23 protein-coding genes are annotated in these 24,920 nt (G+C 41.7%); 14 read left to right on the top strand and 9 right to left on the bottom strand.

Annotated features, from left to right (window positions below; genetic code table 11):
* The first annotated feature begins 548 nt into the window (after window positions 1–548).
* The 5 genes from ahpC to NQ117_RS11500 all read left to right on the top strand — a co-directional run bounded on the left by ahpC (window position 549) and on the right by NQ117_RS11500 (window position 4,994).
* On the top strand, window positions 549–1,112 hold the full coding sequence (gene ahpC, locus NQ117_RS11520) for an alkyl hydroperoxide reductase subunit C (RefSeq protein ID WP_144986330.1): 564 nt from the start codon (window positions 549–551) through the stop codon (window positions 1,110–1,112).
* A gap of 117 nt (window positions 1,113–1,229) precedes the next feature.
* The gene (gene ahpF, locus NQ117_RS11515) at window positions 1,230–2,759 is read left to right on the top strand and encodes an alkyl hydroperoxide reductase subunit F (RefSeq protein WP_258278074.1); all 1,530 of its coding nucleotides are present in this window, start codon (window positions 1,230–1,232) and stop codon (window positions 2,757–2,759) included.
* A 195-nt stretch (window positions 2,760–2,954) separates the two neighbouring features.
* Window positions 2,955–3,296: a DUF1801 domain-containing protein gene (locus NQ117_RS11510; RefSeq protein ID WP_258278073.1), complete on the top strand. Its 342-nt coding sequence runs from the start codon at window positions 2,955–2,957 to the stop codon at window positions 3,294–3,296.
* Window positions 3,297–3,680: 384 nt separating this feature from the next.
* Window positions 3,681–4,253, top strand: a complete 573-nt coding sequence (locus NQ117_RS11505; RefSeq protein ID WP_258278072.1) for a GNAT family N-acetyltransferase — start codon at window positions 3,681–3,683, stop codon at window positions 4,251–4,253.
* 243 nt (window positions 4,254–4,496) lie between these two features.
* Window positions 4,497–4,994 (top strand): SRPBCC family protein, encoded by a 498-nt coding sequence (locus NQ117_RS11500; RefSeq protein WP_258278071.1) that lies wholly within the window; start codon window positions 4,497–4,499, stop codon window positions 4,992–4,994.
* Window positions 4,995–5,077: 83 nt separating this feature from the next.
* Here NQ117_RS11500 and NQ117_RS11495 read toward each other — a convergent pair whose 3' ends face one another.
* Entirely contained in the window at window positions 5,078–5,515 is a 438-nt protein-coding gene (locus NQ117_RS11495) for a MarR family winged helix-turn-helix transcriptional regulator (RefSeq protein WP_258278070.1), read from the bottom strand.
* Between the two features lie 120 nt (window positions 5,516–5,635).
* Here NQ117_RS11495 and NQ117_RS11490 point away from each other — a divergent pair, with 120 nt between their 5' ends.
* Complete coding sequence (locus NQ117_RS11490) at window positions 5,636–6,223, top strand: NAD(P)H-dependent oxidoreductase (RefSeq protein ID WP_258278069.1); 588 nt, start codon at window positions 5,636–5,638, stop codon at window positions 6,221–6,223.
* Between the two features lie 178 nt (window positions 6,224–6,401).
* Here NQ117_RS11490 and NQ117_RS11485 read toward each other — a convergent pair whose 3' ends face one another.
* Window positions 6,402–7,193 (bottom strand): AAC(3) family N-acetyltransferase, encoded by a 792-nt coding sequence (locus NQ117_RS11485; protein ID WP_258278068.1) that lies wholly within the window; start codon window positions 7,191–7,193, stop codon window positions 6,402–6,404.
* Window positions 7,194–7,377: 184 nt separating this feature from the next.
* Between NQ117_RS11485 and NQ117_RS11480 the strand changes: the two genes are divergently transcribed.
* Window positions 7,378–8,415, top strand: a complete 1,038-nt coding sequence (locus NQ117_RS11480; protein WP_258278067.1) for a serine hydrolase domain-containing protein — start codon at window positions 7,378–7,380, stop codon at window positions 8,413–8,415.
* Between the two features lie 28 nt (window positions 8,416–8,443).
* Window positions 8,444–9,346 (top strand): DMT family transporter, encoded by a 903-nt coding sequence (locus tag NQ117_RS11475; RefSeq protein ID WP_258278066.1) that lies wholly within the window; start codon window positions 8,444–8,446, stop codon window positions 9,344–9,346.
* A gap of 91 nt (window positions 9,347–9,437) precedes the next feature.
* Here NQ117_RS11475 and NQ117_RS11470 read toward each other — a convergent pair whose 3' ends face one another.
* Window positions 9,438–10,994, bottom strand: coding sequence for an FAD-dependent oxidoreductase (locus NQ117_RS11470; protein ID WP_258278065.1), 1,557 nt, complete (start codon window positions 10,992–10,994; stop codon window positions 9,438–9,440).
* 200 nt (window positions 10,995–11,194) lie between these two features.
* Here NQ117_RS11470 and NQ117_RS11465 point away from each other — a divergent pair, with 200 nt between their 5' ends.
* Window positions 11,195–11,758, top strand: a complete 564-nt coding sequence (locus NQ117_RS11465) for a DNA-3-methyladenine glycosylase I (RefSeq protein ID WP_258278064.1) — start codon at window positions 11,195–11,197, stop codon at window positions 11,756–11,758.
* A gap of 194 nt (window positions 11,759–11,952) precedes the next feature.
* Here NQ117_RS11465 and NQ117_RS11460 read toward each other — a convergent pair whose 3' ends face one another.
* The 4 genes from NQ117_RS11460 to NQ117_RS11445 form a co-directional block, all read right to left on the bottom strand.
* Window positions 11,953–12,348: an NUDIX hydrolase gene (locus NQ117_RS11460; protein ID WP_258278236.1), complete on the bottom strand. Its 396-nt coding sequence runs from the start codon at window positions 12,346–12,348 to the stop codon at window positions 11,953–11,955.
* 39 nt (window positions 12,349–12,387) lie between these two features.
* On the bottom strand, window positions 12,388–12,726 hold the full coding sequence (locus NQ117_RS11455; RefSeq protein WP_258278063.1) for a HEAT repeat domain-containing protein: 339 nt from the start codon (window positions 12,724–12,726) through the stop codon (window positions 12,388–12,390).
* Between the two features lie 24 nt (window positions 12,727–12,750).
* Window positions 12,751–13,260 carry a matrixin family metalloprotease gene (locus NQ117_RS11450; RefSeq protein WP_258278062.1) on the bottom strand — a complete coding sequence of 170 codons (510 nt, stop codon included), beginning with the start codon at window positions 13,258–13,260 and terminating at the stop codon, window positions 12,751–12,753.
* 198 nt (window positions 13,261–13,458) lie between these two features.
* Complete coding sequence (locus NQ117_RS11445; protein WP_258278061.1) at window positions 13,459–15,450, bottom strand: bifunctional 2',3'-cyclic-nucleotide 2'-phosphodiesterase/3'-nucleotidase; 1,992 nt, start codon at window positions 15,448–15,450, stop codon at window positions 13,459–13,461.
* Between the two features lie 260 nt (window positions 15,451–15,710).
* Between NQ117_RS11445 and NQ117_RS11440 the strand changes: the two genes are divergently transcribed.
* The 4 genes from NQ117_RS11440 to NQ117_RS11425 all read left to right on the top strand — a co-directional run bounded on the left by NQ117_RS11440 (window position 15,711) and on the right by NQ117_RS11425 (window position 21,116).
* A complete protein-coding gene (locus NQ117_RS11440; protein WP_258278060.1) occupies window positions 15,711–17,012 on the top strand; it encodes a hypothetical protein in 1,302 nt (433 codons plus the stop codon).
* Window positions 17,013–17,154: 142 nt separating this feature from the next.
* Window positions 17,155–18,411 carry an MFS transporter gene (locus tag NQ117_RS11435; RefSeq protein WP_258278059.1) on the top strand — a complete coding sequence of 419 codons (1,257 nt, stop codon included), beginning with the start codon at window positions 17,155–17,157 and terminating at the stop codon, window positions 18,409–18,411.
* 123 nt (window positions 18,412–18,534) lie between these two features.
* Window positions 18,535–19,956: a M20 family metallopeptidase gene (locus tag NQ117_RS11430; protein ID WP_258278058.1), complete on the top strand. Its 1,422-nt coding sequence runs from the start codon at window positions 18,535–18,537 to the stop codon at window positions 19,954–19,956.
* Between the two features lie 158 nt (window positions 19,957–20,114).
* The gene (locus NQ117_RS11425) at window positions 20,115–21,116 is read left to right on the top strand and encodes a glutaminase (protein ID WP_258278057.1); all 1,002 of its coding nucleotides are present in this window, start codon (window positions 20,115–20,117) and stop codon (window positions 21,114–21,116) included.
* A 140-nt stretch (window positions 21,117–21,256) separates the two neighbouring features.
* Here NQ117_RS11425 and NQ117_RS11420 read toward each other — a convergent pair whose 3' ends face one another.
* Both NQ117_RS11420 and NQ117_RS11415 read right to left on the bottom strand, forming a co-directional pair.
* The gene (locus NQ117_RS11420; protein WP_258278056.1) at window positions 21,257–22,120 is read right to left on the bottom strand and encodes a D-alanyl-D-alanine carboxypeptidase family protein; all 864 of its coding nucleotides are present in this window, start codon (window positions 22,118–22,120) and stop codon (window positions 21,257–21,259) included.
* Between the two features lie 157 nt (window positions 22,121–22,277).
* Window positions 22,278–23,294: a patatin-like phospholipase family protein gene (locus NQ117_RS11415; RefSeq protein ID WP_309137867.1), complete on the bottom strand. Its 1,017-nt coding sequence runs from the start codon at window positions 23,292–23,294 to the stop codon at window positions 22,278–22,280.
* Window positions 23,295–24,426: 1,132 nt separating this feature from the next.
* Between NQ117_RS11415 and NQ117_RS11410 the strand changes: the two genes are divergently transcribed.
* Complete coding sequence (locus NQ117_RS11410) at window positions 24,427–24,906, top strand: DUF6790 family protein (RefSeq protein ID WP_258278055.1); 480 nt, start codon at window positions 24,427–24,429, stop codon at window positions 24,904–24,906.
* Window positions 24,907–24,920: the final 14 nt, after the last annotated feature.

The raw sequence follows: 24,920 nt of genomic DNA, 5'->3' as shown, positions 1-24,920 counted from the left end.
TTGTACTATGTGTCCCTTTCAATTAGAAGGTGTGGATTTTTTGCCGCCTAATCCTGGATTTTTGATCTATCAAGCGTTTGTAAGCCAAATTGGAGGGGCGGCTGGAACTGCTTTCCGTGTAGGGCCAGAGAACCTTAGAGCAAGAGCTTTTTCTGATTAATGTACGGCAGGCTCATATGTAAGACAATGCAATGCAAAAGTATCGAATATAAAAAATGACTTGCTCTCACTAAGGGGGAAGTCTTTTTCTTAATTCTTTTGAAAATTACATACGTCACTATGAGGAAGGGTAGATTAAGCTATTCTAAATTGATCCGTCGATGTGGCGTGTTCGTTCATATAATCCCAAATGTCTGTCCGACATCATTTCGCCACTGAAAAAGGTTCTCATTTTAGAATGATTATAAAAAAGCTTGACAGTTTGTAGTTCGTAGTAAATAATAATCATTATAAAGAGCGATGCGGAATGAACAGCACACACTGCTCTAACGTTCTGAATCAGCTTTTTCTATCAACTTAGAAAACATCTAATAAAGGAGATTTTATATATGTCACTTATCGGTACAGAGGTACAACCATTCCAAGCAACTGCATTTCAAAACGGGAAATTCCTAGATGTAACAGAACAAAACTTCAAAGGTCAATGGAGCGTCGTTTGCTTCTATCCAGCAGACTTCACATTCGTTTGCCCAACAGAGCTTGAAGATTTGCAAAATCAATACGCAGAGTTGAAACAACTTGGCGTTGAAGTATATTCCGTATCTACAGATACTCATTTCACGCATAAAGCATGGCATGCAAGCTCGCCTGCAATCGGTAAAGTAGAGTACATCATGATCGGCGATCCATCTCATGTTATCTCCCGTAACTTCGATGTATTGGTAGAGTCCGAAGGTCTTGCTGATCGCGGTACGTTCATCATCGACCCAGACGGAGTTATCCAAACGGTTGAAATTACAGCTGGCGGCATCGGCCGTGATGCAAGTGCGCTAATTAGCAAGATCAAAGCAGCACAATATGTTCGCAACAATCCAGGTGAAGTTTGCCCAGCAAAATGGCAAGAAGGCGGCGAAACATTGAAGCCAAACCTTGATCTTGTAGGAAAAATCTAAACAACCTGTAATAAAGTCGCCGAAGTTGTCGGCATTGATATAGAAGCGTTTGTTCAGCACCATGACTAGACCATGCGAAGCAGCGTCATTATCGAACATTTTAAGGAGGATTATCAAATGGCATTGGATCAGGATATCAAACAACAATTAGAGCAATATCTTCAACTATTGGAAGGCAACATCGTAATTAAAGTGAGCGCTGGTGACGATGCTGCATCTACAGAGATGATGTCTCTTGTAGATGAGCTTGCTAGCATGTCTGCTATGATTTCGGTAGAAAAGGCAGATTTGGATAGAACACCAAGCTTCAGCGTAAACCGTGTTGGCGAAGACACAGGTGTTGTGTTCGCAGGTACACCGCTTGGACATGAATTCACTTCCCTTGTACTTGCATTGCTTCAAGTAAGCGGCAGAGCTCCTAAAGTGGATCAAAGTGTAATCGATCAAATTAAGAGCATTAAAGGCGAATACACATTTGAGTCCTATATCAGCTTGAGCTGCCATAACTGTCCTGATGTGGTGCAAGCGTTGAACTTGATGAGTATTTTCAATCCTGGTATTTCGCATACGATGATTGATGGTGCTGTATTCAAAGATGAGGTAGAAAGCAAAAACGTAATGGCTGTGCCAAGCGTATACCTCAACGGTGAGTTCTTCGAAAGCGGTCGTACAACAATTGAAGATATTCTTGCTAAATTGGGTTCTGGTCCAGATGCATCTGAATTGGATAATAAAGCTCCTTATGATGTGCTTGTTGTTGGTGGCGGTCCATCCGGCGCAAGCGCAGCGATTTACGCAGCTCGTAAAGGGATTCGTACAGGTATCGTTGCAGAGCGCTTCGGTGGCCAAGTTAATGATACAATGGGCATCGAGAACTTCATTAGCGTGAAGTACACAGAAGGTCCTAGGCTCGTTGCTAGCATCGAAGAGCAAGTAAAAGAGTATGGCATCGATGTGATGAAAACACAACGTGCGAAGCGTCTAGATAAAAACGAGTTTATCGAGATTGAGCTTGAAAATGGTGCGGTTCTGAAGAGTAAGACGGTTATCATTTCTACAGGTGCACGTTGGAGAAATATGGGCGTTCCAGGTGAAGTGGAATTCAAAAACAAAGGCGTAGCTTACTGCCCGCATTGTGATGGTCCATTGTTCACAGGTAAAGATGTTGCAGTTGTCGGCGGCGGTAACTCTGGTGTCGAGGCAGCAATCGATCTTGCAGGTATCGTAAACCATGTAACAGTGCTTGAGTTTGCTTCTGAACTTAAAGCTGATTCTGTATTGCAAGATCGTCTTTACAGCTTGCCAAACGTTACGGTTCTCAAGAATGTTCAAACGAAAGAATTGACGGGAACGGATAAGCTTGAAAGCCTTACGTATATCGATCGTGAGACAGGCGAAGAGAAACAAATCGCACTACAAGGTGTATTCGTGCAAATCGGTCTTGTACCAAACACAGACTGGTTAGCTGATACGGTTGAACGCAATCGTATGGGTGAAATCATCGTTGATAGCCACGGTGCTACAAGTATTCCAGGTGTATTTGCTGCTGGTGACTGCACAAACAGCGCGTACAAGCAAATCATCATCTCGATGGGATCCGGTGCGACGGCAGCTCTAGGTGCATTCGATTATCTCATTCGCAACTAATATTTTCGCCTAAAATAATAAATGGCAGCCTATCTAGGATAGCTTACTGCTGTTAGAGTAGCCCTCACTTTTTATAAAGTGGGGGCTTTTGTCATCTATAGGTACAGCAAATGAATAGAAGGAATTGATTTATTTTCGTCGAACAAATGGTGTACCTGTATAAAGACTTTATACTTGAGTGAAGGAGAGAGGGAAATGAATCAGGAAGTGACCGATTTTATCGCTGCAATTCAAGAACCATGGCAGGTGGAGCTCTCCACGAACTTGCGTGAAGTTGTGCATCAGGCTATACCGGAAGTAACGGAACGGATTCAGTATAAGAAACCACATTTTTTGAAAAATGGTAAATACGCCGCGGTTATTTCCACATCCAAAGACGCGGTTAGCTTTACTATTTTTAATGCTGTTGGCTTGGAGCTTCCAGAAGACATGTTTGATGGTCCAGCTGAAAGAAAAACGCTGAAGCTTCGCAAAGGCAATGCCTATGATTCCAAACAGTTAACATTATGGCTACAGCAAGCATCAAGCTCAATTTAATAGGATTAAGGTAAGAGTAATGCATGAACGTCAAGCATTGCTCTTTTTTATGATGGTATGGACAAGGCTTTCAATAATGAAACTTTACTTCCGTTTAAACGGCGTGGTTTAAGGTTGAAGACTAGTGAGAAGTATATTTATTGAACCTAATTAAACATTTTGCTACAATTTACTAGTATTTGATAACGGGGAGGATTCATTATGCCAACAACTTTGTAATGTGTTAAATCGAATATTCAATTATTTAACGATTACAAGGATACAAAGCATAGTGTTATCCATCACTTTATGCGGTGAATCCTTGTGGATTGCTGCATGTTCCTGTGATGATCATTCATAAAATTAGCTGCTTTGTATGCCTTCTATTCATTAGGAGGATATATAATGAGTCATTCACAAAATAGAAGCAATAGCGTCTTTACGATAGAGTCCAAAGATATCATTTTACGGGAGTATCAAGCTGATGATGTAGATGCGCTGCACAACCTTACTTGGCAGCCTCATTTTCATAAATATTTGATTGGATGGAATGCCCCCAGGGAACAGCGGGAAGAGTGGTTTGTGAATTATGAAATGCCAGAAAATGAGCGGTTCCTTGATGCCGTATCGAGAAACGGAGATCCTGAACAATATCGGTTGCGACTAGGCATTATATTGAAAGAAACAGGTGAATTTATCGGTATTTGCGGTACAGGAATTAAGGATGAGTTGTCTCCACCTAGTCGTGAAATTTTTTATGGCATTTCCGAACCCTATCAGAATAAGGGATACACCACGCAGGCGGCGAGAGGTCTGATTATGTATTTATTCGAAAATACAAACGTTGAACAGCTTATCGCTCTCGCTCATTTACGTAATGATCCGTCCAATAAAGTGATACAAAAGTGTGGATTTCAATATTGTGGTGATGTGGAGATCGAGGATCAACCTCATTGCTATTATAAGCTTACAAAATAATAACAGTTATATTACTTGAAGGGCTGCCACACGGTAGTCCTTTTTATATACGCCATCCTTCTGTGATGCTGCTGATGAAATGGAAGGATACTGCTTAGAGTCATACAGAGACTTCATCGTGGTCGGTTGATTTTTGGATGGTGCTATCGAGGTGAGTTATAATTGAATTGCAAATGGACAAGCTCTACAAAGAGACTGATGGGTGAAAGCCGATATTTGTAACTGACATAGAGGAGGTTGAGTATGAACAACTATTCTACAACGGTGTTAACAATGGCGAGACATTTTGAGGTGCCTGCTGAAAAGGTATATCATGCATGGTTGAACCCTGAGATGATGAAAAAATGGCTCTTTACATTGGAAAGAACCAATAAGATAATACGCAACAATCCTATTGTGGGAGGGGATTGGGAGATTGTTGACCATCGAGGCGGAGTCGATTATCGTGCGATTGGGAAATACGTTGAACTGGACGTTCCTCATAAACTGGTCTTTACCTTTAAAATGCCGCAGTTTAGTGAATGGGAAGATACGATTGCAGTGGAGTTGACAGAAACGTCGCAAGGCTGCGAGATGATCTTCACGCACAACATCAACGTGCCACATGAACCGAGCTGGACGGAAGCAGATATTGAAAAAGCGAAAGCTGAAGCATATGATGGCACTGAGCACGGCTGGAACTTGATGTTTATGGGACTGAAGGAATTAGTGGAAACGGGTAAGGTTAGTTATACAGGTTAAAATAGGGAAAGAAGGAGCGATTGCAGCTCCTTCTTTTTCATTTGATGCGAATAAACGAGTACGTAATTCTAAAGGGTGGAAATTTACTTGCTGCCATTAAATACTTTGGATTGGAGTATATTTAATGCGTGCTGAATATCCTGCAGCTCTTCAGAAGAGACATCCTTTATTCGCTCGAGAAACCGAGCTCCAATTTGCTCGAAAGCTGTATTCATCATGGTTTGTCCAGATTCGGAAAGTCGAATCAATTGTTTGCGCCTATCATCTGGCACCTCAAATTTCTCGCATAATTGCTTGTCGGTTAATTTCTTGAGTTCACGGCTCGTATTGGGCATAGAAATATGCTTGCATTCACTGATCTGGCTTAACGTAACTGGCTGGCTGACCGCGATGTACTCCAAAATACTATATTGAAGAGGTGTAATGTCCTCAGGCTTAACATCTTTCGTTAATTCAAATGTTACTTCATGTACGGAAGTCGTGAAGTTCACAAATTGTTGAAACAAAGCTTCTTTGTCCATATAGATCACCTCAACTGTACGATAACAAAATGATTATCACAATACAATTATCAATTGACAACTAACTCATGATCGTGCTACCTTTTACTTATCATATGACAAGTAATGGAGGGCAAGGCAATGAACATATTGGTTGTATATACCCACCCGAATCATAGGAGTCTTAGTTATGCATTTTTGCAAAAAGTTATCCAAGGAATAAGTGAGAACGCGCATGCGCCCAATATGCAGGTGCTTGATCTGTATGAAGAAGGCTTTGATCCCATACTGGTATTCAATGAGACGAAGCGCAGAAGGGATATGCATGCAGATCCTAAGCTGGCCAAATATCGTGAACAAATCCTTTGGGCAGATAAGCTTATATTTATTTACCCAATCTGGTGGGGACGTCCACCTGCGATGCTATTAGGTTATATCGACCAAATGTTTGCTTCTAATTTTGCATATCGAGACACAGGAGGCATGCTTCCTGAAGGGCTGCTGAAAGGGAAATCAGCTGTCTGCATTTCTGCGATGAAAGGGCCTACTTTTTATCCGTTATTTTGGCTGGGGAATGCCCATAAAATGCTGATGAGAAAGGCTTTGTTACAATATGTCGGCATCAGAAAAGTGAAGTTTTTTGAATTTGGCAATATGGAGAGTCCGAAAGGAAATCATGAGAAGAAATTAAATAAAGTATTTCAATATTTCAAAATGTTAGCTTCTTAATTGAAGCTGAAACCGCTACAAAATAAAGGTCTGCCAAGTGGTAGTCCTTTTTATATTTGACTGTTCTTCATCTGTATTGAAGCCAATAAGCATAAGCTTTGTTGCAAGCAGCGAAGCTTATGCTCTTGTATATTGGGATTCATGCAAGCTGGCATATCAGCCCGCAATTTACGCCCATTTAAGCTCGATTGGTATTCATCCAGTTCAGCGCGTAATCTACCATGGCTCTCATCGGTATCAAATAGCTGGTCGCTGCTCCAACTTTTCCTTCTACGATGTAATTTGTATCCTTTTTAAAGCTGTCAAATAGGTTGCTGAAATCATCAGAATCATTATTAATATCTTGATAAGTCGTCCACTTTTCTTCTCCATCTATCGCTACTTTCACGTCCCATATTATTTCTTTCCTAAAGGTGTTCTGCTGCTTGTATTCTGCTAAGTGCAGCGAAGAATTGGAGTCGGTTGGAGCGCCGAGCAATAAAATATAACCGTCCAGCTCATAGATTTTCCCTAATGGCGACTGTTCACTTAACGCATAATTTAGCTTGTGATTGTCGGTAATGTAGGCTGCGTGCTTGCCCCAAGCAGCAAAGGACACGTGTGGATGAGCGCTTCGATATACTCCGTTTTGCTTGCGAAAGATTTCTGGTATAAATCCCATATATGAAGTCGGCGTCAAATCCGGATGGAAAATAGGCATGCCGTCTCGAATGATTCGTACTTCTTCTTCAGAATAGTCGCTACCATACACGGTAGGGTCACAAAGTTGCTCAGTTTGGGTAGGCATAACAAGGCTACCTGACTCCCCAATCACTTCTTCTAAAGCAAGTATGACGGATACAGCTCCGCCTACGACTCGTCCTATCGATTTCAAGGAAGAATGGGCGATCACCGTCATGCCTTCGGCAACACCTAACTTTTCTAGGTCCAACTTTATTCTTTCTTTCGTAATCAGCTGTCCTTGTGCCATCGAGTATCACCCCTTCAAGTTACGCTTAAAATTGCTTTTCTCTCTATCTATCGTGAATCGAATTGGAAAAATATACAGTGAAAACAATATACCATAAGTAACATATTGATTCTCGGTTATTACGATAACTTTAATATTTACAAACAAAAACGTATGTTCTATTATGGGTGAGGTGTTAGTTTAAATGTTGCCAAATAAGGAGCTGATCCCGATGCCATTGACTAGTGAAATTTCTAATCAGTTCGATCCGGTAATTGAACATGTTCACCAAACCTATCGTGCTAATCATTGTTCTGGCGCAGCTGTTATGGTGATTCACCAAGACAACGTCGTTGCGGAAACGTATTGGGGCCATCATTCACTGAATGAAGGGGCTAGAGCGATACAAAAGGATACTCAATTTCATGTTGCCTCTGTCCGAAAAAGTTATATTGGATTTGCAGTTGCTTACGCTGTACATCATGGATATATCTCGTCTATAGATGATCCGGTGTCTGATTATATTCCAGAGCTAGATGCATCTGTCTTTCAAGGGACTACGATTAGACACTTGGTAACGCATACTCATGGGTTGAAGGACGATGGGCTTGGTCGTGATTTCCTACCAGGCGAAAGTTGGTCATATCGGATAATAGGCATTGAACTTCTTTGCAGGATTATATATGAGAAGACGGGACTTACAGTTGCACAAATCTTATCGAAAGAAGTATTCGAGCCTCTTGGCTTTAAAGAAACTGGATGGTACGCAGCACCACAGGACAACTTTATCGAAGTGATGAGAGATCCCAATAATCCGCATTGGAAAACGTTCGACACGACGGATGGCGATAAAATGAATATGTACGTTTCAGCACGTGAACTGGCGCAATGGGGTTACTTGCATTTGAAGCAAGGAAATATACGTGGCAACCAAATTGTTCCTCAAGAAATCATTAAGCTGGCAACTACCCTTCAAAGTCCAACGCTTAAGGATAAAGATCTGCCGCAAAATGGGTTTCTATGGTTCGTGAAGGATCATGCAGCGAAGCATAGTGAGATTGGAGACTTAGTTCCAAAGGGCTCTTATCAGATACTGGGTTTCTCTAATGTAGCTTTGCTTGTTATTCCCGATTATGACACGGTAGTTGTACGTGCGTTTAATAGTTGGGGGTCGGCTGCTGGTTATGAGTATTTGCCTGATATTAAAGGATTTGGTGACTGTGTAATGGGCTGCTTGAAGTGAGGATAGTTAATAAGGAGATAATCTATCAATGAGTACATTTAAATTTACAGTCATCATGCTGCTAACCACCTTCTTAATGGGTTCTTCTTTTGCTGTCGTCAAAATTGGCTTGCCCTATTCCTCGCCATTATTATTAGCGGCATTAAGGTTTCTGCTTGCTGGCGTCATCATGGGAATGATCGTATATGTTCTTAAACGTCCTCATCCAACCACCACAAGCAACTGGATGAAGATGTTCGTGATCGGCTCACTTCAAACGGCTGGCGTAATGGGTTGTATTTTCTTAAGCTTGCTTACGATTACAGCTAGTGAAACGTCTATTTTGACGTTTACGAATCCGTTATTTGTCGTTATTTTCGGGACAATATTTGTGAACATGCGCTACAAGCTTTATCAGTGGATCGGTGTCGTTCTGGGATTGGTTGGGGTCGTCATTACGATGGGGGCAAAGGTTGATTTGAAAATGGGTATCGTCTATGGAATTCTTTCCGCTGTCTTTTGGGCATTTGCGACTCTACTGGCTAAGAAGTGGGGAGGGTCTCTTGATACATGGGTGTTATCTGCTTATCAGATGCTGTTCGGAGGACTTATTCTGTTCGTGTGCAGCTTTATTTTTGAAGAGCCATTTTTTATTTTAAACGGGGAATCCTTGTTCTTATTAATGTGGTTAAGCATTATGTCATCTATTGTTCAATTTGCAGGGTGGTATTATTTATTGCAAAATGGTGATCCAGGAAAAACGAGCTCCTTTCTATTCTTGGCTCCATTCTTCGGTGTGTTAACGGGCTGGCTATTATTAGGGGAGCCTCTGTATCCTTCCTTGATCGTTGGCGGCTTGCTCATTATTGTTGGCATTTATCTGGTTAATAAGACGGTGAAGCAAACGAACAACAGCAGTCATCAAGTGTCTGGAGTGGATGAAGCTCACTAATAAGCAATGGTATGTGTAACGATATATAGGATGCAATTCACGATAATAGTCCCGATGAAATATAAAACAAAACAATCCTGAAGTACACACTTCAGGATTGTTGAATTTTCTTTAACGGCTGTGTGGCTGGACCTTCTAATACATCGCCATCATAAGAAAATCTTGAGCCGTGACAAGGGCAGTCCCAGCTGCGCTCCCCTTCGTTCCACTCCACTTCGCACCCTAGATGAGTACAGGTCGTGTCGACGATGTGCAAATTTCCTTTTTGATCACGATAAGCACCAGCTCTTTTGCCATTGACGGATACGACGGAGCCTTCGTCGTTCGATAAGCTTTCAGGCTTTTTACGAATAATTTGAAGCTTGCCTCCAATAAGGTGCTTCGCAACATCCGCGTTCTGAACAATGAAGTTCTTCACGTCAGGCGTGGCATGGAACCTGGATGGCGTATACAGCTCTTGATACGCATTTTCCTTTCCGATAATCATATCCCGCAGAAGCAGGGCGGCAGCTGTTCCTGTACTCATTCCCCATTTCCGATAACCGGTTGCTACATAAACATTAGGGGTTGAAGATGAAATATGCCCGATGTAAGGCAAGTTGTCCAACGTCACAAAATCTTGAGCAGACCAGCGGTAAGCAAACTCCTGAATGCCGAACGTACTATGTGCAAAAGCTTGCAGGGCCTCATAATGCTTAATCGTGCAAATGCCTTGTCCCGTTGTATGGCTTTCCCCGCCAATGAGAATAAGATTCTCTCCATTACTTAACGACGTAGAACGTATGGAGCGCTTCGGCTCATCTGCACTTATGTACATACCCCCTAAATACCGTTTGTCGCTTTTTACACCGATGACATAGGAACGCTGCGCATTCATTCTTGCAAAATAAAAGCCCATCCCGTCGATGACAGGGAAGTGCGAGCAGGATACGACATGCTTGCACGTTATTTTGTGTCCATCTGTCGTGACTATAACAGGCTGCTCGTCTGTTTCAACAGTTTCCACCGTAGTATGCTCGTAGATTGTCCCACCTGACTGCACAAACAACTGAACGAGCTTGCTTGCATATTTTAACGGATGAAATTGGGCCTGCTTGTGCATGACAAGAGCTGATTTAATCGGAATCGGGAGCGCGATTTGCTCAACTAGCTCACCATGGATGCCAAGCTTCTCATAGGCGGCAAGTTCTGTTTCTAGTTTCTTTGCGTATGTATCCGAGCTCGTATAAATATAAGCATCCTGCTCACTGAAATCACAGTCAATTTCATGTTCGTGGATGATATGTTTTATAAATTGCATAGCTTCGTGATTCGCCTTGTAATAGAGCTGTGCCTTTTCCTGACCAAATGTATGGATAAGCTCGTCATAGATTAAATCATGCTGAGCGGTTATTTTCGCTGTCGTATTTCCAGTCGTGCCGCTTAGCAGACGGCCTGCTTCTACTAATACAACGTTAAGACCTTCTTTGGCTAACAAATAAGCAGCTGTTATCCCTGTAATTCCGCCTCCGACCACTACAATCTCAGCTTGAGAAGTTTCACTAAGTTTTGGGAATGAGGGAAGGCTAGTTGAGTCCCACCAGTAAGACTCAGGGAATTGGGGCATGTCTTGCAGGTTCAATCGTTCCTTGTCCATGATTGTTGTCATTCCTCCTGAATTTGGTCTCTTATGATATTCATTTCCTTGCAGTCATTGGTTTAATCAGCAGGCGCAAGTTGATGGAATAGGAGTAATCATTTACATAAGAACGTATGTTTGTTATTATGGAATTAATAGGTGCAATGATGCTCGGGCTGAAGAAAGAATTCATGATTAAAATATCCAAGAAGAAAAGGGTGGTTTCGCGAATGTTAAAACGCTGTGCATGGGTCTCACAAGAACCTTTATATATGGAATATCACGATAAAGAATGGGGAGTGCCCGTGTATGATGATCGGATCTTATTCGAAATGCTATGCCTAGAAGGCGCACAGGCAGGGCTCAGCTGGTGGACCATTTTGCAGAAGCGGGACAATTACCGTAAAGCCTTTGATCATTTTGATGCGGAGAAGATCGTTCAATATACGGATGAAAAATTACAGTCTCTACTCGAAGATACAGGTATTGTTCGAAATAAGCTGAAAATTAAAAGCGTCGTCACGAATGCCGAAGCGTTTTTGAAAATCCAAAAAGAATTTGGCTCCTTTTCCAACTATATTTGGAGATTTGTCGGTGACAAGCCGATCGTGAACCAATGGGCAACGATAACAGAAGTGCCTGTTTCAACGGAAATCAGTGATAGAATGAGTAAAAGATTAAAGAAGGATGGGTTCAAATTCATAGGAAGCACAATTTGCTATTCTTATATGCAAGCAGTAGGGATGGTGAATGACCATACGTTGGAGTGTTCCTGTCATCCAAGGAATCGATAACGAAGAAGCTATTGAGAACTGCTTTACTTTACCCGTCAGCGAGAATGTTGGACATGCAGTGGGAGAGGGAACGTGGCTCTTTTCAAGAGTAGTGGCTACAACATCACCACAAATACTTGTCGTTGAGTAAGGAAGGTTATGGAACGGTAGATTCAGCAACGAGACTGAATCTACCGTTTTTTCTGTTGTTGCAATTACATAGAAACTCCTTCAGCATAGGCTTTCTGCAATGCTTCCACAATTGGTATGACCGGCGGACTAATTGGCGTTGGCAGCTCATCTATAGGGAAGAAGGCGGCATCTTTGCTCTCGTTGTTAATGGCGAACTTACCGCTGTATTGCGTTGTTTTGAACACGATATCGACATTGTAAACTTCATCGCCGTGTGGATATTTGTAGTAAAGCCGCTCGCCTGAAAAGACATCGAAGATATCTAACTGTTCTGCACGCACCCCTGTCTCTTCCAATAATTCGCGAGCTGCAGCTTCGCGAACTTCTTCTCCTAGTTCGATCGCTCCGCCAGGAAAGCACCAACTGTTATTATCCGTTCTCCGCATCATAAGGACGTGTCCTAGGTCATTCATCACGATTACGCTTGCGCCACATTGTTTTTACTAGATATTATTTACTTACAATCCTTTTGATGCTACTTTTCTAACGCCAGGATCAGAATCATTCAACAAAGTGTTTAATAGATCTGAATCACCCATACCAGTCACTTTGCGTAGAGTAGCTGCTGCAGCTACGCGTATATCCGCAAGGTCACTGCTTGCCCCCTCTTTAAGAATCTCGATTGCGTTTGCATCCTGAAGAAGGCCAGCAGTATATATTGCTCGAGGGGCGATTTTGGGATCTCCGCTCTTGGTCAAATCCAACAATACCGGAATAATTTCAGGACCCAATTCAGCTGCAGCTTTGTAATCTGGTTCCTCTCGATCTAGTAATTGAATCAATTTTTCTTTTGACATAGTCTCTATTAGCTCCTTTTATGATTAGATCGTATACGGACTATTTTCCATCGTATCTATTTCTGAGCTGCTAAGATCTGGTGGTGGATTCGTAATATTGCTAGTTCCTCCGCCATACATTAGACTATCTTGATTAACAGTATGAGGAAGTCCTAGTACATGTCCAATTTCATGCCCAAGAGTCCAAACGCTTGCTACCCTAGCGACAATTGCTCCTGGACGACCGATTGGATGCGCAGCGCAACCATTATAGGCGGGGATTGTGGAGCGGACAAAATAAATCGTCAATTCGTTATCCCCAACATGATTTCGGTGTGCAAATAGCTCCTCTTGTTCTTCTGTAGCACTGTTTGCCACACACTGACCAACATCAACATCCATAAGAAGTGGTAAATCTAATTGCTCTGTACTAACGATATCGACTCGAAATCCCGCAGAAGCGTATACCCCTTTCATCGCATTCACCATTTCATTTATAGGGATTATTGGCTCATGCAGGATTTTTAAATGCAAACGAACAGATTGCTCTGACATAAATATTATCCTCCAAATACATTTTATTGATGATGCGCTACCATATAGTTCGCTAATGACAAAAAAATATTCAAATGCGTTTATTCAAAAACAGGCTAGATGTTAAAGTGAATTATAAAAAATGAAAGGCAGCGATAGTATAGGAGCGTTTATTGCATCCTAAGCTACCACTGCCTTTTTATTTAGGGATAGTTTAAATTACTTCGTCTTCTTGCTCAGATCAATGCTGAATTTCGCGAAGCCTGTGTCCAATGTAGATTTGTATTTCATGTGAGGCTGCTTCTTCGCGAATTCTTTTGCATTTGGAGAAGTTACGAACGTTACATTTGCTTTGTTCTTCAACGGAACGAACGACCAGTTCTTGTCCGCAGTAGGGTTGATCGTTTTCTTCTCTAAAATGTAGTTGATAACAACTTGGCGCGTCTCTTCTTGGGAATCGATGACGATGTTGGAGCCATCAAGACCTGGGAAGCTGCCGCCACCTGTTGCACGGTAGTTGTTGGTTACAACTAGGAATTTGTCAGTTGCTTTAACTGGCTTGCCTTTGTAAGACAAGTTTTTGATACGTTTCGCTTTCTTGTTAACAAGTTTGCCGTCAGCATCGTATTTGGATGGCTGAGTTACGTCGATTTGGTACGTAACGCCGTCCAAGATGTCGAAGTTGTACGTACGGAATTGCTCATTGATTAGAGCTTGCTCGCCTTTTTTCTTCGGATCGATTTGGTTGAACTGTCCAGCAGAACGCTCCAACCATTCTTGTACTTGTGTACCGTTGATTTTTACCACTTTTACAGTGTTCGGATATACGTACAAGTCAGCAACGTTTTTGATTGCCAACGTCCCTTTAGGGATGTTCGTGTAGTAGTTTACACCTTGACGTCCGCCTGCTTTGAATGGTGCACCAGCAGAAAGAACAGGGATACCTTCTAATTCTGTACCTTTAATTGCTTTTTCTGTGTACCATTTTTGTGCATTTGTCACGATTTGTACAGACGGGTCGTCTTGTACAAGTGCGAAGTAGCTGTGAATTGGAGCTGTCGTCTTACCTACAGCAGAACGAACCCATTTCACTGTTTTGTCATGATCTTCTTTTACAGCGTCAACAATAGTCTTATCTGCATCAACGAGTGGTTTTTTGTTTTCTTTATCAAATACAGGCACTGCTTTAGATGTAGAATCGACTACGTCCCATTCGCCGTTCACTTGCTTCAATTCCAAATCAATGACACCAAGGTTGTCACCCCAGAATCCAGGCATTACAGCTGGAATTCCGTTGATAAGACCCTTTTTCGCATCTACGCCTTTAATATTATCAAACCCTTTGCCAGGGAAAACAGCGTGAGAATGACCGAAAAGAATTGCATCGATTCCGTCGATTTTACTCAATTCCAAGTTTGCATTTTCGGAATCATTGCCTGCTGTACTAATACCAGAGTGAGGAATCGCAACAATGATATCTGCACCTTTTTGCTTCATTTCTGGTACGAATTTCTTCGCAGATTCAACCATATCCTTAGCAATGACTTTACCGCTAAGATGAGCTTCATCCCAGTTCATAATTTGCGGTGGTACGAAGCCGATTACGCCGACTTTCAGCTTCACATCTTTGCCAGCTTCATCTTTGAACGTACGATCTAGAATGACATAAGGGTTATATCTATTTTTATCGTTGTTTGGATTTTTATCTTTATCATCAACATACACGTTGGAGTTCACATAAGGGAACTTCGCGCCTTTCAAGCTGCGGTCTAGATGCTCTAGTCCGAAGTTGAATTCGTGGTTTCCGATATTGGCTGCATCGTATTGCAATTCGTTCATTGCTTTATATACAGGATGTGTCTCGCCATCTTTCAAAGGTTGTACTTTTGCAACATAATCGCCAAGCGGATTACCTTGAAGGAGGTCGCCATTATCGAACAACATGCTGTTTTTTACTTCTTCGCGTGATTGCTTGATCAACGTTGCTGTTTTCGCTAAACCATACTCATCTGTTAATTTGTCTTGGTAGTAATCGTAGTTCACCATGTTTGTGTGCAAATCGGTTGTTTCCATAAGACGCAGTTTCAGTACGGAATCCGAAGATGTACTTGTGTCTGCATTAACGGGAGATAGCGTGAATGAAAGCGTTCCCACCACTAGAGACGCGGAGAGTACAAGACTTGTGATTTTATGCCTTGTTGATAGTTTCATGCTGGATATTCCTCCTAATGAGTAGGTGATAGATAATATTTCAACCGAGTTCATTCTATCATTAGAATCGGGTTTTAGATAGAGTTCGGAGGAAAATTTAACATAATTATTGAACAAAGGTCATTTTGTAAAAACAAATAAGGCAATCTGTAAAATCAATCGTAAGAACGATATATAATGATCAGACTTAGGAATGGATTTACGCAGCCACTGACGTTAAAATAGATGGACATATCCGTGTTAAGAAAGTAGGAACGCTCATGTATCGAATCGGCGTTGTTGGGCCGAGTTTATCCGTTAACCGAATTCTTAAGCTGGCTCATGACATGGAGCAAGATATGAAGTTTATTCCCTTTGTCTATACGGAGGCAAAGGAAGTAGCCAGCATTGTGGCCGAACATAATCATCAAGTAGATTTTTGGCTGTTTTCAGGATATATCCCGTATCGAATTGCGACGAAGACGTTGCCATCGGACGATAAACTCGTATATATCTTTTCTACAGAATCGACTATTTATAAGGGCTTTATGGATTTAGTGTATGGCGAAGGCAAGCTATTGAATCGGGTTAGCATAGACATGATACCGACTAGGAATGAAGTCGAGGGAGAAGGCTTGCAGCAGCTAAAAAATACGGTATCCGAGCTTTATGTGAAAACGTTTGACGCAGATATTGATCCAGAGGAATTGTACCAGTTTCACTTGGAATTGTGGCAGCAGAATAAGACAGAAGGAGCTTTGACTTGCTATCCAACCGTCCATGAGGCGTTGAAAGCAGCGGGCATTCCCTCGTATTGGATGTCTCCAACTCGGGTTGAAATTTTTCAAACGATACGAATTTTTCTTGAGAAAGTAAAAACTTCCTATTATAAAGATACACAAATCGGTGTCGTTATGATGGAAGTGCAAGAGTTCGACTCGGTCAAAGAGAAGATGAAAAATACGTATCAAATTCAGTATTTAGAGCTCCGAATGAAAGAGACATTGATTCAGCTTTGCGAGAAGCTGGATGGATCTCTTATTGAAGAAGGCAACGGACGGTACACGATATTCAGTTCTCGTGGTGCGATTGAAAGAGAAATTCATGCGCTGCAGGAAAAGGTGCAGCAGTTGTCCCTTGAATCGGATATGCCGACAGCTGTTGGCATTGGATTTGAACAGACTGTATTTTCGGCAGAAATGAATGCGCAGCGTGCCTTGCGGCAGTCGAAGGATAAAGCGGAACAAGGGATTGTTATTTTCCAAGATGATGGAACAATTATCGAATCGGCAGGACAAGAAGAAGAACTTACTTACTCCTACCGTACCGATGATAAAGATTTCTTAGAGAAATTAAAGAGCGGAAATATTAGTGTAAAGACGGTTAAGAAAATAGATGCCTTGATTCAAAAAATGAACTGGAGCCATTTTACGACGAAAGATTTGGCTGCCAATTTACAGATGAGTGAACGCAATGCACAGCGGATTATGGCTGATTTATGCGACGTAGATCTTGCGGAGTGCGTCGGTGAGGAATCCCACCATACGAGGGGAAGACCAATTAAAATGTATCGTTTGAAGTAAGCATCCACATGGTGGGTGCTTATTTTTTTATTTTATGGATATAAAAAATATTTATTGGAGTTGCGTAGATGCTTTTCGTATTATATTTATAAAACGAAATTGTCGTTATATATTCGTAAAATGAAGATGCGGGGTGAATAGGATGACATCAAAACGCACAAGGAATTGGATTTTAGCATTGCTTTTTCTTGGTTGGTCGTTAGGTAATTTGGATCGTTATATTATGAATTATGCTGTATTAGCCATTACGGAGGACTTGAACTTAAGTTCGTCTTCTACGGGGATATTACTGAGCAGCTTCTTCGCTGGTTATGCCTTGATGCAAATGCCTGGTGGATGGCTCGCAGATCGATTTGGTCCACGAAAAGTTCTTTTATCTGCTGTTGTCATATGGTCCATATTTACGGGGCTGACCGCTGTAGCTTGGTCACTGACCTCGATGATCATTATCCGTTTTTTGTTTGGTATCGGAGAAGGTGGATTCCAACCTGCCAGCTCTAAAATTTTATCGCTAACATTCCCGAAAGCAGAACGCGCACGGGCGATGTCTGTCATTTTGTCATCAAGCGGAATTATATCGCTGTTTATTCCATTAGCAGCAGCAGGAATGCTGGAGACGATCGGCTGGCGCACGATGTTCGTTATTTTTGGACTAGCCGGTGTGGTTATCGCCGTACTTTATTGGTTCTTCATTAAGATTCCTAACCATCCATTAGAAGATGAAATCGTTAAAACGACGATTCCTACAACTACTATGAATCCACAGCAGAACAAAGGAATGTTTAAAGCATTGCTTAAAACGCCAATCATCTGGAATTTGCTTGTCGCTTATTTTAGTATTTATGCCGTCAACTGGGGGTTGTCCGCATGGCTGCCAACTTACTTGGTGAAAAGTCGTGGTCTTGATCTAGTTTCCGTTGGTTGGGCGCAGACAATTCCTGCTGTTACAACGATTGTCGGTATTTTTATAAGCGGATATGTTATCGATAAGCTGCCAAAAGGCAAAGAGAGACTGCTTGGAAGCGTGTCTTGTGCTTGTATTGGAGTGCTGCTCTATCTGATGTTTACGGCTTCAAGTGTGTCTGCCTTTATCGCGTATCAGACGACCGTGAATTTATTTATTGCCTTCGTCGTTACGCTATTGCCGGCAATCGTATTGAAGCAATTGCCTACTTCTGTAACAGGTACAGCAATGGGAATTGCCAATACAGGCGGTCAGTTGGCAGGCTTTATTACGCCAATGGCAATTGGGTTTATGGTTGATGCGTTCAACGGTTCATTTGACGCTGCGTTCTGGATGCTGATTGCTTTCTCTGTCGTTTGCATTGGCGCATTGATGACGATGAATGACAAGAAAGGCGAGCTATTTAAGCAAAACGAGGAAGAAGTTTATTCGTAATACGGAATTTGTAACATGCAATAGGCAATTTGGAGTATGCAATGCTGGATACTGAACGCTTAACGCGTGACCAATGAAAGGTTCATATACAGGATTTTTGAAATCGAGAGGAGAGATTGATGTATGGGATTGGACTTGCATGCAATCATATCTGATCTAGTTGAGAAAAAAAGAGATAAGGCAATCGAGCTGAGTGATAGCATTTGGGCTTGTCCCGAAATTTACTTCGAAGAGCATCAATCCGCTGAATATGTGTGCAAGGCATTGGAATCGGAAGGGTTTCAAGTTGAGCGCGAGGCAGCTGGATTGCAAACCGGATTCATCGGCAGTTATGGAGAAGGGAAGCCAATCATCGCTATCTTAGGTGAATATGACGCTTTGGCAGGATTAAGCCAGAAACAGGGTGCTACTAAGCAAGAGCCAGTAGTTGCTGGCGGCCATGGGCATGGCTGCGGTCATAACTTACTGGGAGCGGGAGCGTTCGCTGCTGCTGTTGCAATTAAAGATTATATGCAGCAGACTGGCATGCAGGGGACCGTTCGATATTATGGATGTCCAGCTGAAGAAAGCGGATCAGGGAAAGCGTTTATCGCTCGTGCGGGATTGTTTAATGATGTCGACCTAGCATTTTCCTGGCATCCCTATACGGCACCTCGTATTATGAACGACAGCTCGCTTGCGAACTACTCGGTCACGTTTAAGTTTGCCGGCAAAAGTGCGCATGCTGCGGCTGCTCCACACTTAGGACGCAGTGCATTGGATGCGGTGGAGCTTATGAACGTGGGCGTCAATTATTTGCGAGAGCATATGATTCCAGAAGCGCGTGTCCATTATGCGATTACCGATACAGGCGGAATTTCACCGAATGTCGTCCAGCCGCATGCGGAAGTCGTTTATTTAATTCGTGCCCCGCAAAAGCAGCAGGTTGAGGAGCTGTATGAGCGAGTACTTAACGTCGCAAAAGGTGCAGCCTTAATGACAGGAACGACAATGGAAGTGGAGTTTGAAGGCGCTGCCTCCAACTTAATTCCAAATACAACGTTAGCGAGTGTTATGTACAAGCATATGGCTGCTCTTGGTGCTCCTGTATACGATGCGGCTGACTATCAATTTGCAAAGGATATTCGGGCTTCGCTGTCACCAGAGGATCTGCAAGCTGCTATAGCAGGATGGGGAAGAGAAGTGGTGCGGGCCTTGAAAGACAAGGACATTGTAGATTTCATTCCGCCGCTTGGAGATGAGGGAGCACTATCCGCATCTACAGATGTTGGCGATGTGAGCTGGGTCGTGCCGACAATGCAGTGCATGACGACATGCTGGGCGTTGGGAACGCCATTCCATACGTGGCAGGTCGTTTCACAAGGGACGATGCCAATTGCTCATAAAGGCATGCTGCAGGCAGGTAAAGTCATTGCCTGCACAGCGATTGATGCAATGCTCAATCTAGACATTATCGAGCAAGCTCGCTCGGAATGGCGAGAGCGCTTGGATGGGGATGTATATACGTCACTTATTCCAGAGCATGTGATGCCCCCGGTAAAGTAAGCGTTCAAGCGTAAACGATAGCGTTTTGAGGTCTAGTCGTCACCATAAAGACTTGTTAGCAAAATGCTTGCTAATTCGCTGGACTTCTAATACGATGAGAATCGATTTGATTCTCATCTTTATTTTTCTTTGGTAGAGGAAAAAAAGGGGGCATGTCTATGGCAATCGAGAACATCCAGCTAGGTCAAGCTATTCAAGCAGATTCATACGCAACAGATACGGTTTTACATACATGGTTGGAGCACTATCGCCCCTATACAGCGGATGGACGATGCGCAGCCTATATTCCTGCATTGGCAAAAGTCGATCCCTCACAACTAGGAGTCACGATAATTGGACCAGATGGAAAGAGTACCAGATCAGGTGATTGCGAAGCTTTGTTTACTTTGCAAAGTGTATCAAAAGTAATTGGCTTCATAGCAGCTTGCATCGATCATGGAACTGCCTATGTATTGGATCGCGTAGATGTGGAACCAACTGGAGATGCTTTTAATTCGATTGTCCGTTTAGAAGTACATAAGCCAGGCAAGCCTTTTAATCCGATGATTAATGCTGGTGCGATTACCGTTTCCTCTTTACTTGGGGGCAAGTCGCCGCAGCAAAAAATAGACTCCATCTTGACCTTTATGGAGAAAATGGTAGGAAGACGCGTCGGTATTAATGAAGAAGTGTATCAATCCGAATGGAAGACAGCCGATCGCAATCGCTCTCTTGCTTATTATTTGAAGGGGACAGGATTTCTCGAAAGTTCGGTAGAGGAAGCTTTGGAGGTTTATTTAAAGGAATGTTCCATTGAAGTAAATACGCAAGATATCGCGATGATCGGGTTGGTTTTGGCTAATGACGGATACCATCCGCTTCGTAAAGAGCAGCTTTTCCCGAAGGAAGTCGCCAAGTTGGTGAAAGCTTTGATGGTCACATGCGGCATGTATAATGCCTCTGGAAAATTCGCCGCATTTATCGGTGTACCCGCGAAAAGCGGTGTTTCTGGCGGTATCATGGCAGCTGTACCAGGACATGCGAGCTCTCCAGAATCACCATTTCCAGATGGATGTGGGATCGGAATATATGGTCCGGCGATTGATGAGTACGGAAATAGCGTAGCCGGGGGCATGCTGTTAAAGCATATCGCTAAAGAATGGGATTTTAATATCTTTTAATAGATACATAACGGATTTGCTAGAGGTTAGGCCAATCATCGCCTGTTATATAAGTGGCACAAAAAAAGAGCTGCATGCAGCTCTTTTTACTTTAGATCTTGTTTAGCAGACAGACAGCTATTGCTTTACTATCACGGCTATTAAATAAAAGGAGTATAAAATTTATTGAACCCGAAGGATAATAACTTTTTAGTTTCTTCAAACCGTTCTGCATCGCTACCTGTACCCATGACTACCGTTATTAATCGTTTATCCCCTTCTTCAGCAGTTCCTGCAAAGCTATAGCCAGCTAAATTCGTAAACCCTGTCTTTAATCCGTCAACGCTTTTAACATATAGCCCTTGCTGATCTGGATCCAGCATTTTATTTGTCGCTGTTAGAACGGTGCCGTCATGCTCTAGCGTGTAAGAATCAAGCTTTGTAATTGCGACTAGGTCTGGGAAATTTTCTAGCAGCTGCTGCGATAATATAGCTACATCCAGCGCCGTCATTCTGGATTCTTCATTGTTCTCATTAGCGAGACCGGTTGCATTTACAAAATAAGTATGAGGCGATAATTGTAATTGCTTCGCCTTTTCATTCATCAGTTGAGTGAATTGTTCTTCACTGCCAGCAATATGTTCAGCTAGTGCAACCGCAGCATTATTTGCCGATGAAACGACCATCGCATAAAACAGATCTTTAACCGATAGGCGATCTCCAATTTCCACATCAATTTTTACGCCTTCACTATCAAAAGTCGTTGCATTAATAACAATCGTATCATCCCACTTCAATGCGCCCTTATAAATGTGCTCCAATACGATGTACTCTGTCATGATTTTTGACATACTTGCTGGGGCAAGAGGTGTATTTTCATTTATGCTATAAAGTATTTTTCCCGATTCAGCATCCATAAGAATGGCAGCCTTGGCATCAATATCTGGTTTGGCTATAAAGGGGAAAGCAATATATACAAGGAGCAATATAAGGATAAAAGTAATCCATTTTTTCATACGTTTCATTTTCTAACCTCCGTCGTTGTATAAGCCCAGTCTAACCATAATTATTTAAATGGGAGGAAAGAAAAAATAAAGTTTTTATTAAGTTGGTAAAGAAAAAAGAGCCGCAATTAGCTCTTTGTAATGTATTACATGGATCAAGAACATGAGCTAAGCTACCTTATTGTGTTCTCTCATTGTCAAACCATTGAAAATATTTCTCGGTAAACGTTCTGCCTGAATGAATTAACGCCTTTTTCTCCTCATCCGTAATATCAAAGTCAGTCGTTTTTACATCAAGCGTATCAACGTATACGGTTCTTCGCCAATCTTCATCATAAAGGTGCTGATTACTTTGGAAATCTCGGATCGTTTCAATTAGAGCGTGTGTGTAGTCAAAGAAATCATGAATTTCTCGGTGCTGCGGATTTTTGTGATCCCGAAACATGGAGATTTGTTCAGAGGTATCTAAACGGAATCCTAGTGTTTCTTGGTTAGAAATAAGCGCTTCTGATGCATCGTCATCCTTTATGAATGTGCTATTTGCTCGTTCGTAATAAGAAGGCATAGAGAAGTTCTCCTCTCGTTCTACATACTTCTTTTTATCGAAAACACGAATAGGATAGTTGTTCAGCACACCGCCATCTACATAAACATCGTTATGATCATTTCTAATGGCTCTAAAATAAAGCGGAATGGACATGGATATACGCGCTGCGTCTGTGAGTTTCATGGTTGGAGTATGCTGGTACGAAAATACTTCATACAGACGTGTGGATAGATTAGTCCCTATTAGAAACAAATCTCGGAATCCTTTATCTTGTTTTAGATTCCAAATGTCTTCAAATGTTGAGTCTTTGCTCCCTGTCTTAGCTTGAACAAGATCACCTATCCACTTTCTAAAAATATCGCCTTTATACCATCCATATTCAGTAAGCATGCGTGCGGTATCCCGTAAAGCTCCCCATGAATCATCTTGAAATTTCCGCAGGTCAAGCTTGAGTTGGATATCTCTAATTTCATCTAATGAATAATTAAGCGCAACTAATACTGCGGTGATGGCACCAGCAGATGTACCTGCTATCCGTTGAATTCCAGATAAAACATTTTTATTATCTAACGTTTCCAACGCTCCGACATAGGCAAGCCCCTTGATTCCCCCGCCTTCAAAAACTAAATTTCTGAAAGGGTAGTGCATCTCTACAATCATTCCTTTATTTAAATATCGATCTTTAGCACTGTTTTACAATTTCCCATTCTACTTTTTATTATTCAAAGAAGGGAATACGAATTATAGTGAGCGATATCCCCGTACTAGGTAGAGATTCAATGACCACTGTCGAAATAATTGACCACTGTTCCTCGATTGCAATACCCCCTATTCCCGCTATGTAGGACATCGTAGATTTAAGATTTTATTTGTAGAATGTGAGCGATAAATTATGAGATTTGATTTTAAAAAACTGTCTGTAAAAAAGTAGTGACCCTCTTACAAATCATATGAGATTTCGTAAGAATGACAGGCGCTTAAAGGTTAATTCCAAAATGGAGTTTACATAAATTAGATTAATTTTAAAAAAAAATTTCGAGAATATGTCATTAGAAACAAAGATTAAAAGTTGATTGGAATGATTAGGCGTCGGCTTCCATTAATGGAATGACAATGCGATTTATCACAGGTAAAATGCTTGGATGGTTGCGGTTTTTATTGAATTTCGCGTTGCTCGTAAACGTGGATCATTCTAGTCAATAAGCACTTTTTATGACACAAATACATCGGAATTTATCGGTTGACAGAACCAAATTAAAGGAATATGATTTTGCTTAAAGAAATTTAAGGTTTGAATCCACTTATGAATTTTAACTCCAAATTAGAAATAATCTAGTATAATTCCCTCTTCGGTTAAGACACCATTTTAACAAAAACAACATTCCATCACCTCAGTACTATTTCTTAATCCACTTAACTAATCATGCAGCATAAGGAGTCCGACTCCACTATATTTTCCTATACCACTCAACGGAGTTATTTACTTTATATCGTTAATAATTTGTCTTGGTGCCTAACTAGGACGACATATTTACACGTTTAATTAATGCTATTAATTAGCATATTTAGCTTATTATTAAAATTAGATATTAGTTTTGGTATTATATCCATCGTTACATATTCAATTACCTTAAGGAGGGATGCAAAAAGAGAGTATATCGTACATAGCTTTTGTATTTTGCAAGCAGCATAGAGTTATTTTCGCTTTTAATTACCAAATAACATCATATCGAGCAATTAATTGCAGGAAAATATTCGGAGTTATATGGGAGGAATAAATATGTGGTTCTTATTGCTATGGTTTTTAGGAATTGTTTCAGCGCTTGTACATTTGTATACGTTGGATTTTCCAAGCAGTACAAGTGAGATTAGTAGAATTCTTCTCTTGCATCAATTTGTCGTTACGTTTGGATTAGTTGGTGTTATCGGTTATGTGGTGAACATTTGGAAGGCGGATCAAACGGCGAAGATGTTAGGCTGGCCTGGGGGACCGTTTCAAGTGAAATATGGCTTCTCTCAAGTAGGCTTAGGGATTATGGGGATCATGGCAATTTGGTTCCAGGGGAATTTTTGGGTAGGGGTACTTGTTACGATGTATATCTATGGATTGAGCGGCTTGTGGTCTCATTCCTACGTCATGATAAAGAACCGCAAAGCGGATGCAGACAGTGTGTGTAACATTATTATGGATATCGTTTATCAGACGTTTATTACGGTATTGTCCATCTTGGCAGGCGGCATCTGGGTATTTGTTAACTAGAATACTGATGTTGA

It is taken from the genome of Paenibacillus sp. SC116 (genome assembly GCF_024733555.1).
Classification (GTDB): Bacteria; Bacillota; Bacilli; order Paenibacillales; family Paenibacillaceae; genus Paenibacillus_B.
Note: the sequence above shows the minus strand (reverse complement) of the source record. Positions and strands in the feature narration are given on the sequence as shown.